This window comes from Actinomadura sp. RB99 (genome assembly GCF_014706005.1).
Lineage (GTDB): Bacteria > Actinomycetota > Actinomycetes > Streptosporangiales > Streptosporangiaceae > Spirillospora.
In genome coordinates, this window is sequence record NZ_JABMCA010000139.1 from 1 (window position 1) to 11,421 (window position 11,421).

The window sequence follows — 11,421 nt, forward strand, 5'->3', positions numbered from 1 at the left end:
TGGCCGGCCGCGCCGGGGCCCGGCCGCCGGCGTGCGCGGTCGCCGGGCCGTCCGGGCGGTCGGGGCTCGCGGTACTGGTCAGCGGCGAGGCCGCGGCGCGGGTGATGCTCGCGGACGGCGACGAGGTCCGGGTCGGCGGCGGCCCGCACGAACCGTCCGAGCGGACCGTCGAGGGGCCGCCCAGCGTCAGCTCCATGCTCGCCACCTGCGCCACCTGCGCCACCTGCGCCGTCCGTGCCGCGGCCGGTCGCGCCGGCCCGGCCGACGACGGCCGAGCCGGCGCCGCCGCTGCCGCCGACGCCGGTCGACGGCGTGTCGGCCGCGGGCACCGAGGAGCCGCCGCGCGAGAGGGTCAGCCTGATCCGCCGGCATCCGAAGCGGCGCCCCGGCGGGCCGCAGGTGCTCGGGGTCAACTGCAAGAACGAGCACTTCAACGACCCGCGCGCGCACTACTGCGCGGTCTGCGGGATCTCGATGCTCCAGCTCACGCTGTCGCCGTTCCACGGGCCGCGGCCGCCGCTCGGCGTGCTGCTGCTGGACGACGGGCAGGCGGTCCCGCTCGAGGACGACCACCTCATCGGGCGGCGCCCCGACCGGGCGCCCGAGGTCGCCGAGGGCCGCGCGCACCCGCTCCGGATGACCGACACCGAGGAGTCGATCTCCCGCCGGCACGTCCTCGTCCGGCTGGAGGAATGGCAGGTCAACGTGGTCGATCTCGGATCGGCCAACGGGACGGCGGTGCGCGCACCCGGCGCCGCGGACTTCGTCCGGCTGCCGCCCGACACCCCGGTCGAGCTGGCGCCGGGCGCGACCGTCCGGGTCGGCCTGACCCGCACGTTCCGGTTCGAGTCCAACCGGAAGGTCTGATTCGGCTTGGCCGGAACCGGACGCGCACCGGGCGGGCGCCCGCCGCGTCACATCCACCGTGCCTGACGGCGCTCCCACCGCGGCCGGGTCCCCGGCCGCCCCCTCCGAAAGGACACCGATGCGAACACGGCCCATGGGCGGTATCACCTTCGCCCATCCGCCCGCCTTCTGGACCGGGTTCATCGCCTGCGTCGCGGGCGTCGCCCTGCACCTGCCGATGTACATCGACTCGGCGGACATGCACTACACCATGCGCGGGATGTCGATGGACGCCCCGATGCTGACCGGGATGGCGCTCATCGTGGTCGGCCTGGCGCTCACCGCGTACGGGCTCATCCCGCGCGGTCTCGCCGCGTCCCGCCGCGACGGCGAGGTGCGCGTCCGCGCGGCGCACGACGCGCCGTTCCGGCGGGCGCACATCGGGCTCGTCATCGTCATGACGACGGCGGTGACGATCGACGCGATGAAGCCGATCACGCTGTCGTTCGTGGCGCCGGGGATGGGCAAGGAGTACGGGCTGAAGTCGGCCCTCAACCCCGGCGGGCACTGGCCGGTCGCGCTGCTGCCGCTGTTCGGCCTGACCGGGACGGTCGCCGGCTCGTTCCTGTGGGGCTGGCTCGGCGACCGCATCGGGCGGCGCTCCTCCATCCTGCTGGCCGGGGTGATGTTCGTGACCACCGCGGTCTGCGGGGCGATGCCGTCCTTCTCGTGGAACCTGGCGATGTGCCTGCTGATGGGCCTGGCGGCGGGCGGCATGCTGCCGATCACGTTCTCGCTGCTGGCGGAGATGATCCCGGGCCGGCACCGCGGCTGGGTGATGGTGCTGATCGGCGGGAACCTCGCACTGGCCTACGCGATCACCAGCTCGCTGTCGTCGGCGCTGGTCCCGCACTACTCGTGGCGGATCCTGTGGCTGCTCGGCATGCCGACCGGGGTGCTGCTGATCGCGCTGAACCACTGGATCCCCGAGTCGCCGCGGTTCCTGCTGGCGCACGGCCGGGAGGACGAGGCCCGCACGATCATGTCCCGGTACGGCGCCATCGAGGACGTGGCGGAGACCGAGGCAGAAGCGTCGGGGCCCGCCGGGGAGGCGCCCGCCGAGGAGCGTCAGGAGGCCGCGCACGGCGGCGGCTTCACGCCGCTGTTCCGGCCCCCGTTCGCCGGGCTCAGCATCGCGGTGGTGGTGCTGGGGCTGGGCATCGGCCTGGTCACCTACGGGTTCCAGCTGTGGATCCCGTCGAACCTGCAGAGGCTCGGCCTGGCCCAGAAGTCGGCCGACGCGGCGCTGCGCGACTCCTCGCTGCTCGGGCTGCCGCTGGTGTTCGTCGCGGCCGCGATGTACGGGCTGTGGAGCGCCAAGAAGACGATCATCGTGCTGACCGCGCTGACCGCGGCGGCGCTGGTGGCCTTCTCCTTCTCCGGCGAGTCCCTCGCGCACGACCGGACGTGGCTGTACGTGCTGCTGGCCGGCCCGATCGTCGGGACCGCCACGATCGCCGCGGTGCTGGCCGCCTACAGCTCGGAGATCTACCCGACTCGGATCCGCTCGCGCGGCTCGGGCCTGTCGGCGGGGGTCGGCAAGCTCGGCGGGGTGGTCGTCACGATCGTGCTGGTGGTGGGCGCGACGGTGCCGTCCATCAACACGACCGCGCTGCTCGGCGCCGTCCCGCTGCTGCTCGCGGTGCTCGTCGTCGCGGCGTTCGGGGTGGAGACGAGGAGGCGCGCGGTCGGCGCGGCCGCTCCCGCCGTGCAGCCCGCCGACGCCTGACGCCGGTCAGTCCCCGAGGCGGGCGGCGGACTCCAGCAGCAGCGCGTGGACGAACGCCTGCGGGATGTTGCCGCGCAGCTGCCGCTGCCGGACGTCGTACTCCTCGGAGAACAGGCCGCTGGTGGCGCAGCCGGAGCGGGTCCGCTCGAACGTGCGCAGCGCGCGGGCGGTCTCGCCCTGGCGGTGCTCGGCGAGGGCGAGGAAGAACCCGCACAGGCTGAAGGAGCCCTCGGCGACCCCGAGGGGCTCGTCGCCGACGCGGTACCGGTAGACGAAGCCCTCCTGGACGAGGTCCGAGCGGACCGCCTCCAGGGTGGCGACGGTGCGCGGGTCGTCGTGCGGCAGGGCGCCGCGCAGCGGCGGGATCAGCAGCGCGGCGTCCACGCGGTCGTCGCCGGGGGCCCGTTTCCACCGTCCGCCCGGGGCGAGCGAGGTGCGGGCGGTCTCGTCGAGGACGGCGTCGGCGAGGGCGTTCCAGGAGGACGCCTCCGCCGGCCCGGCCAGGAACCGGGCGGCGCGGCGCAGGCCCGCGACGCAGCTGAGCCGCGAGTGGGTCCACAGGTCGTCGCGGGTCTCCCAGATGCCGGCGTCCGGCTCCTTCCAGCGACGGGCGACGGCGTCGGCGGCGACGCGGGCCGCCTCGAGCCGCTCGGGGCCGGGCGCCTCGCGCTCGGCGGCCGCCGCGAGCAGCAGCAGCGCCTCGCCGAGCGCGTCCAGCTGGAACTGGGAGCTGGCGCGGTTGCCGGTGACGGCGGTGGCGCCGGGGTAGCCGGGCAGGTCGCTGTCCCGCTGCTCGGGGATGTCCGCGCCGGTGACGGTGTAGGCGGGCTTGAGGCGGTCGCCGTCGGCGAGGATGCGGGCGGCGACGAACTCGGCCGCGGTGCGCAGCAGCCGCGGCGGCCCGCCGTGCACGGCGACGGCGCGCCCGGCGAAGCACTGGTCGCGGATCCAGGCGTACCGGTAGTCGTAGTTGCGGCCCTCGTCGGAGCGCTCCGGTAGCGCGGTGGTCGCGGCGGCGACCATCCCTCCGCCGCTGCTGGTGAGCCCGGTGAGCACCGAGTAGGCGAGGCGCGCGTCGCGCGGGGCGATGGTGTCCTCGCAGGACGGGACGTCGTCGCGCCAGGCGCGTTCGGTGGCGTCCCAGAGCGCGGCCGGGTCCAGGGCGCCTTCGGAGGCGCCTTCGGCGATCTCGAGGACCAGGTCGCGGGACTCGCCCTCGGCGAGGTCGAAGGTCAGGGCGAGGACGGGCCCGCCGTCGGTGTTCTCCCGCACCACCGCCTCGTCGCCGCCGCGCCAGCGGATCCGGGCGGGGCCGCTGCGGGCCGTCCATTCGCCGCCGTGGTGGTGCAGGTCCCGCATCCGCTCGTGGCGGCCGCCGGCGCGCACGTCCAGCACGGCGCGGATGCGGGCGGCGCCGCGCACCGCCCGGCAGCGGCGCAGCACCACGGCGCGGTCGCGGTCGGCGGGGCGGGCGAGGGCCTCGCGGCACTCGACCATGCCCCCGTCGCCGGTCACCCAGCGGCTGCGCCAGATGAGCCCGCGGTCCTCGTAGTAGCCGCCCCACACCCACCGCTCTGCGACGGGCTGGACGACGTAGTCACCCGGGCCGCCGAGCAGGCCGCCGAACGCGGCGGGCGAGTCCCAGGCGGGGAAGCACATCCAGGCGTACTCGCCCTGCGGCCCGACCAGGACGCCGCGCTCCCCGTCGGCGATCAGCGCGTAGTCGCGCAGCGCCTTCGGCAGCGAGTCCCGTCCGCCCGTGCCTCCCACCGTGACCTCCTCCGCCTCGTGCCGTCGTGCGTCGAGGGGGTCACTACCCGAGAAGGCGCCGCCGATCCGGAGTGATCACCCGCGCGGGGCACCGACAACTTTTTTTGTCTTGACAATTCATACTGTCGGCGCCCATGATGGACGCATGCTGGACGTGACGGTGATCGAGGAGCCCGGGGCGGCGGCCGCGTCGCTGGACCCGATGCGGGCGCGGCTGCTGGCGGAGCTGGCCGAGCCGCTGTCGGCGGCGGCGCTGGCCGCGCGGGTCGGGCTGCCGCGGCAGAAGGTGAACTACCACCTGCGGGCGCTGGAGCGGCACGGGCTGGTGGAGCTGGTCGAGGAGCGCCGCAAGGGCAACATGACCGAGCGGCTGATGCGCGCCACGGCGGCGTCGTACGTGATCTCGCCGCTGGCGCTGCCGGGCCTGCAGCCCGATCCCGCGCGGCACCGCGACGCGCTGTCGGCGCGCTGGCTGCTGGCGCTGGCGGCGCGGCTGGTCCGCGACGTCGGCGCGCTCATCACCGGCGCGGAGCGGGCGAACAAGCGGCTGGCCACCTACGCGCTGGACGGCGAGGTCCGGTTCGCCTCGGCCGCCGACCGGGCGGCGTTCGTGGAGGAGCTGACCGCCGGCGTCGGCGCTCTGGTGCGCAAGTACCACGACACGTCGGCGGAGGGCGGCCGCCCGCACCGCGTCGTCATCGCCCTCCACCCCTCCCTCAAGGCCGAGCCCGCCGCCAGAGGCCGGGCGGAGGAGGGCGACCCGCCGGGCATCGAGCAGGACCGCGGCGCGGCGGACGCGGACGGGTCCTGAAGGCCACCCGCCGCGGCACGGCATGAAGGCACACGAGCCGCGAACAGAACGGCACACCAACGGAACGGGCGCGCGTGCAGCGCGCCGGAGCGAGGAGCACGCCATGGCGAAGGAATTCGAGATCGTCCGCGAGTTCGAGGTCGACGCGCCGCCCGAGCGGATCTGGGACGCGATCACGGCGAACACGGCCGGGTGGCTGTGGCCGACCGAGTACGAGCCGCGCGAGGGCGGCGCGGCGGGCTTCGGCTCGACCGTGGCCACCTGGGACCCGCCGCACCGGCTGGTCGTCCGGTCCGAGTCCCCCGAGGAGCTGAAGGCGGTCGGGCAGTCGCTCAACCAGCTCGACCACCTGATCGAGCCCCGCGAGGGCGGCCGGTCCTGGGTCCGCTACGTGCACAGCGGGATCTTCGTGGAGAACTGGGACGACCAGTACGACGGCGCGAACAAGCACACCGACTTCTACCTGCACACGCTGCGGCAGTACGTCACGCACTTCCCCGGTATGCCGGCGGTGCACACCGACGTGCAGGGCCCGGCGGCGTCCACGGCGAAGGACGCGTTCGAGACGGTCGGCCGGGCGCTCGGGCTGGGCGCGTCGGCGGCGGACGGCGCGTCCGAGGGCGACCGGGTGCGAGTGGACCTGCCTGGCGCCGGCGAGGTGGACGCGGTGGTCGACTTCCGCAACGAGAACTTCCTCGGCCTGCGCACCGGCGACGCGATGTACCGGTTCTTCGGCCGCAACGCGTGGGGCGCGCCGGTCGGGGTCGCGCTGCACCGGTTCGCCGCCAGCGCGTCCGGCGACGAGGACGCGACGCGCAAGGCGTGGCAGAGCTGGCTGGACGGCCTGTACGCCTGATCCGGAACGGCGGCGGACCGCTCGCGGTTCCGCGGCCGGCGAACTCGGCGACGAGCCGGACGTTCTCCAGCGCGGTCAGCGACGGCACGAGATCGAAGAACTGGAACATGAATCCCCTAGCGGGCGCTGCTTCTGCTGCGAGCGCCTGCCTTCTCCCAGCAGAAGCAGCGCGGCTCGGTGAACTCTCAGGGGTCCAGCGCGCAATAAGGCCGTGGGTCACATCGCCGATAGCAGAAGGTGCAGGGTGGGGCCGCCGCAGCCGAATTACGGTCGCGGGTTCGAATCCTGCTGGCATCACCTACCACCTACAGACCGACAACGTCGGGGCGGACAAGTGGTCGACGGTCAGGCGCGATCCAGGTCAGGCGACATGGCCGCGTCGGAAAGCCCGACGGTGTCCGGGAGGGCGGGCATCCGGCGGATTGGGGAGAAGAACAGCAGCAGCCATGACACGGCGGGGACTGCGGCGCCGAGCCACAGAACCGCCCGCGGCCCTGCCTGGTCACCGATCAGTCCGGCCAGGAAACCACCGATCGTCAGGGCTCCCATCAGCAGGAGACGGAACGTGGCGTTCATTCGGCCGAGCACGTTCCCCGGGGTGATCCGCTGACGGAAACTCACCTTGAGGACGTTGTCGATTCCGACCTTGACTCCTGTCACCAGCCAGGCCGCTCCGACGAGCCACACCCAGGGGCCGCGTCCGACCAAGGGCACCAGGAGGCCGGCGGGTGCCAGCGCCAGGCTGGTTCCCCACAGCGCGCGGCCTTGGCCGAGCCGAACACCGATGCGCCGCGCGGCCATCGCCCCGGCGAGCAGACCCACACCGCCGGACGCCAGGAAGCCGCCGAGCGCCGCGCCGGAGAATCCGAGTTGGCGGATGAACACCACCGGCAACATGGTCACGGTGAGCTGGATCGACAGGTTCGTGCAGGCACCCTCCAGCAGGATCGGCCGCAGTACCGGGTGGCCGAGCACGTAGCGAAGGCCGGTGCGGATGTCGAGGGTCAGCCGCCCGGGAGGCACCGGCGCCGGCGCAGACTCGCGGCCGCGGATGCCGAGCAGGCAGGCCGCCGACCACAGGTACGTCAGCGCGTCCAATCCGACCGCCACCGGCGCCGACAGCGCCTGAGCCAGGTACCCGCCGACGCCGCGCCCGCCAATGTCCCCCGCCGCGTCCAGGGCGACCAGGTGCGCGTTGGCCTCCTCCAAGCGGTCGCGACCCACGGCCTGCGGTAGGTAGCTGAGTTTGGCGATGTCGAAGAACACCGTGGCCGCGCCGGTGGCCAGCACCACCGTGTACAGCTGCGCCATGGACAGGACGCCCTGCCACCACGCGAGCGGGATCGAGCCGAGCAGCACGGCGCGGGCCAGATCCGCGGCCACCAGCACCCTGCGCCGCGGCATCCGGTCCACCCACGCGCCCGCGGGCAGTCCGATGACCAGGAACGCGACCGTACTCAGACCGGCGAGAACCCCCACGTCACCCGGCGAAGCGTGCAACGCCACCACTGCGACCAAAGGAATGGCCACATAACTGATCTGGGTACCGATCTCGCTGATAGCGGCTGCGGCGAAGATACGTCGGAAGGGCTGAATGGCGAACACACCTCGGTATGGCATGCCGCTCAGCGTCATCGCCGGAGGGGCCGAGCCGGAATCGATTTAGACTGGCCCGAATCCGTTGGGAGGCCCCGTGCTGGACTTGGAGTTCTCCACGGGCGATCTGGCCCGCACCCGGTTCGCGTGCTCACCCCTGTGGGAGTGCGTGGCCGCGCTGCGCGCTCTGCGGCAACCCGCCGCACATGCGCTGCACCGGCCCTGGCTCGCAGTAGCGGCGCCCCGCGTCGCCGAACTGCGCTCGTCCGAACGCATCGCGCTGCTGGACGCGCTGGTGCCGCCGCCTCCTCGGGCGCTGCCGTCCTTCCTCGCCCCGACGCCCGCCGTCCCCTCCCCCGATCTGGACGACGAGCTCGCCGCGCTGCGCGCCGTCCCGGCGGAGGAAGTACGCGCCGAACTGGACCGGACCTGCGGCGTCCGGACCGCGTCGCTGCGGGAGCTGTACGCCCGCCCGTCCAGCGGGCTGGATCGGCTCGCCGGAGAGATCCGCGCGTTCTGGGAGGCGGCCTTGGCCGAGGACTGGCCGCGCGTACGGGCATTGTTGGAGGCCGACGTGCTGTATCGCGCGCGGGAGCAGACCGATGGCGGGCCCGCCCGGCTGTTCAACGCGCTCGACCCCGCGATCCGCTGGCGCGGTGACACCCTGTCGATCCGGCTGCTCCACCACTCCGCTGCCCAGCGGCTGGATGGACGGGGCGTCGTTCTGGTGCCGTCGGCCTTCGCCTGGCCACGCGTTCTCGTCAAGACAGGGCCCGTGTGGCCGGTCACCGTGCGCTACCCGCCGCGCGGCGTGGGCCTGCTGTGGACCACCGACCGTCCGGCCGCACCGGATGCGCTCGCCGGGGTGCTCGGCGCGACACGGGCGATGCTGCTCACCGCCCTGACCTCGCCCGCCTCCACCACCGACCTCGCACGCCGCCTCCGGCTCTCACCCGGCGCGGTCTCCCAACAACTCACCGCCCTGCGAGCGGCCGGTCTTGTCACCGCCCGGCGCAGCGGCAGATACGTTCTCTACACTCGCACGGCCGTCGCCGACGCCTTCCTCACGGCCGCCGGCGCCTGAGGAGCGGAGCGCCGATAACAACCGGCACCTACGGTGCCTGGCTGTAAGTTTCAGGGCCGCTGCGAGGCTCGGTCCACGCCCCGCCCGCAGCCCACATCCCGGGCCTCGTTCAGACGCGGGCCGCCACCGGACTGCTCACGCCGACCGATAAGGCGTACCAGGGCCTCGGCACACGCACCTCCACGCCCTACGAGGACATCGACCGGACGCACGCCAAGCAGCGCGCGCCCGGAGAACGAGCGAACGCCCAGCTCAAGCCATGACGGATCCCCCAACGGAACGCCGTGATCATTCTCAGCGCTAACGGCTATCTGTGGACCCCGGTCTATGGAGCCGGAACTCGGAGCGGAATCCGGAACGACCTCGTGGTCTCCCTCGGCGACCACCATCGTCCCCTGGCGGTCAGCGGACGACGCGGTAGGAGAGGTGGGTCGCCGCAGGGGTCGCGATCACGCGGGTGCGTTCGAGAGTGATCGAGGAGTCGAGCGCGCCGAACAACGGCGTACCGCCGCCGACCAGGACCGGGATCACGTGCACGCGGATCTCGTCCACCAGGCCGAGCGGTAGCGCCTGCTGCATGACGGTCGCGCCGTGCAGCCCGACGACCTTGTCGCCCGCCGCCTTACTGGCCTGCTCGATCGCGCTGGCCACCCCGTCGGTGACGAAGGTGAACACGGGCGGGTACGACCTGGTCGGTGCCTGGTGAGTGACCACGAAACACGGGACATCGCCCATCGGGCCGCCCCCGCCCCAGCCGCCCTCCCCCTCGTTCTTTTCGAACGACTTGCGGCCCATCACCACCGCGCCCCAGTCTTCGACCACCTGCTCCAAGATCGCCCGATCTTCATCGGTCGCCTGGTCGGACATCCACTTGTGCAGCATCCCGGCACCGTCGCCGAACGGGTTCTCGCGGCTGTCGTTGGGGCCGGTGACGTACCCGTCGAGCGAGATGGACATGTCGCAGATCACTTGCGCCATCGGATACGCACTCCCTCTGGAGGTGTTCTAGGTCCGCTGTGTACGACTCGGTGGGTCGGTCGAACTCATCGGTGACCTGTGGGATCGCCCATCACGCGTCCCCTGCCGCGAGCCCGCGCCTGATGCAGCAGCGCCAGTCCGGGACTCACGCAGACGACATGTCAAACAGCACGCGGACCCCAGGTCAAGGCGGGTGGCAGAGCCCCCGCTGGACACCCGAGACCGGTGAGGGCCCCGTTCGGTGCCTGCGTCTTCCTGCCCCAGCGGGCGCCCGCTCGGCTGTGGCCGCGCGTTCGAGGGCGCCGCCGAGATGCGCACGCATGGTGCCCGCGTCGGCGCGCTTCATCGAGCGCGCACCTCAGTTCCGTCTCGGCGGCCTCGCGGCGGCCGCCTTCGATCCGAAGCTTGGTGGCGAGATCCTCGCGCACCCGCTGCCGCTCGACTTCGGTGTCCACCGCTGCATCGTTTTCAATACGGCTTCGCAGGCGTGCTCGGCCGCAGCCAGTTGCTGGCGGGCGTCGTCCAGCCGCGAGTGGGGGCCATTGCGGCGCCGCCGATCGCCGTGTCGGCTGACGGGTCCCGGCGTGCCCGCCGGTCGGGTCTTTAGCTCGGACGGCGTTAGGCGTCGTGCCCCCTTGGTGGGGAGGCTGCCCTCCTCGTAGAGGCGTAGGCACTGGCGCGCTGGGCCTCGCCGGTCGTTGCAGGACGACCAGCAGCGTTTCTTCAGGCCGTCAGGAGCGGTTCGGTGTAGGCCGCCCAGCAGCAAGGAGGCTGGGGCGAGGTTGTCGGGTCGGACAGCGGGCTCTGGTCAGGCCTGCCGAGGGTCTAACTGGTCCCCGGCCATGATCGTGCGCGCCGCCGCGCACTCATAGCGCCAGCTCTCGGAACACATACCAGTTGTCCAGATCCTCGCTGACCACGCGCATCCGGACGGCGGCATCGAAGTGATTGCGCCGCAGGTTCCGCAAGTCTGACGTCTGACTGCCGGCGGCGCCCGGCCCGGGGGCTATCTGAAGCATCGGGCCTAGGAGTTGCGGCCCGCGGGCACGTGGGCGGCGTCCAGGAGGCCTCAGGGGATCCGCAGGCCGTCAGCGCACCGCAAAGGCCGATCTCGCCCCCGATCCCCGCCGAGGAGGCCCAGCCCTCGCGAAGGGCGGCCTGGCGGCGGGGTCGGTCCGGCGAGCGGTCCCTGCAGTCCTGCTCACGTTCGCTAGGAGCGGGTGGGGAGCGTCGCGGTGTGCCGCCAATGGCGTGACGTGCACGCTTCGCTCAGCGTTGGCCGCCCCATCCTTGCCCCCTGGGGCGCGTCGTGCTTCGCGTTCAGGTCCCTTAAAGCATCGGTCAGGCGCCCTTGGCAGGGGTTGGGGTCGTGTCCCGGCAGGGCGGGGCTGGGGGCCTGGAAGGGCGGCGGATCCCGTGTCGTGTGGGTGGTCTGGGTCACTGCCTGGGGTGATCAGCGGGTTCGGATCCCGGGGTGCAGGGGATCGTTTCGAACTTTTTTTGGGGCGGGGGAAGTGGGCCCGAGCCCTTGCGTTGGGGGCGTTTTGGGTTGTCTTTGCAGGTCGGCCGCGTGCTTGGGGCGTGCTTGACGAAATATGGGGGCCCTTGAACCTGTTGTGGATGTGTGACCGACGGGGAAGCCCGTCCGGGGCGCCCGACCAGATCACGAAGGGCGCATCGAGTCCCTGATC

General features: G+C 72.8%; 9 protein-coding genes. 5 read left to right on the forward strand and 4 right to left on the reverse strand.

What is annotated here, in order from left to right; all coding sequences use genetic code 11:
• Positions 1-223: hypothetical protein (locus amrb99_RS48520; protein ID WP_206700406.1), on the reverse strand; the 223-nt coding region annotated here is incomplete at its 3' end.
• Positions 224-234: 11 nt separating this feature from the next.
• Here amrb99_RS48520 and amrb99_RS53600 point away from each other — a divergent pair.
• Both amrb99_RS53600 and amrb99_RS48530 read left to right on the forward strand, forming a co-directional pair.
• Complete coding sequence (locus tag amrb99_RS53600; RefSeq protein WP_347257191.1) at positions 235-867, forward strand: FHA domain-containing protein; 633 nt, start codon at positions 235-237, stop codon at positions 865-867.
• Between the two features lie 118 nt (positions 868-985).
• Entirely contained in the window at positions 986-2,635 is a 1,650-nt protein-coding gene (locus amrb99_RS48530) for an MFS transporter (RefSeq protein ID WP_190868884.1), read from the forward strand.
• 6 nt (positions 2,636-2,641) lie between these two features.
• Here amrb99_RS48530 and amrb99_RS48535 read toward each other — a convergent pair whose 3' ends face one another.
• On the reverse strand, positions 2,642-4,405 hold the full coding sequence (locus tag amrb99_RS48535) for a glycoside hydrolase family 15 protein (RefSeq protein ID WP_347257192.1): 1,764 nt from the start codon (positions 4,403-4,405) through the stop codon (positions 2,642-2,644).
• Positions 4,406-4,550: 145 nt separating this feature from the next.
• On the opposite strand from amrb99_RS48535, the gene amrb99_RS48540 reads away from it, so the two are divergent.
• On the forward strand, positions 4,551-5,216 hold the full coding sequence (locus tag amrb99_RS48540; RefSeq protein WP_190868885.1) for a helix-turn-helix domain-containing protein: 666 nt from the start codon (positions 4,551-4,553) through the stop codon (positions 5,214-5,216).
• 103 nt (positions 5,217-5,319) lie between these two features.
• Positions 5,320-6,072, forward strand: coding sequence for an SRPBCC domain-containing protein (locus amrb99_RS48545; RefSeq protein WP_190868886.1), 753 nt, complete (start codon positions 5,320-5,322; stop codon positions 6,070-6,072).
• Between the two features lie 345 nt (positions 6,073-6,417).
• On the opposite strand, the gene amrb99_RS48550 is transcribed toward amrb99_RS48545, so the two are convergent.
• Positions 6,418-7,707: an MFS transporter gene (locus amrb99_RS48550; protein ID WP_241756652.1), complete on the reverse strand. Its 1,290-nt coding sequence runs from the start codon at positions 7,705-7,707 to the stop codon at positions 6,418-6,420.
• Between the two features lie 58 nt (positions 7,708-7,765).
• Here amrb99_RS48550 and amrb99_RS48555 point away from each other — a divergent pair, with 58 nt between their 5' ends.
• The gene (locus amrb99_RS48555; RefSeq protein ID WP_190868887.1) at positions 7,766-8,752 is read left to right on the forward strand and encodes a DUF5937 family protein; all 987 of its coding nucleotides are present in this window, start codon (positions 7,766-7,768) and stop codon (positions 8,750-8,752) included.
• A 402-nt stretch (positions 8,753-9,154) separates the two neighbouring features.
• Here the strand turns inward: amrb99_RS48555 and amrb99_RS48560 are convergent, their stop codons facing one another.
• Positions 9,155-9,730, reverse strand: a complete 576-nt coding sequence (locus amrb99_RS48560; protein ID WP_190868888.1) for a dihydrofolate reductase family protein — start codon at positions 9,728-9,730, stop codon at positions 9,155-9,157.
• Positions 9,731-11,421 lie beyond the last annotated feature (1,691 nt).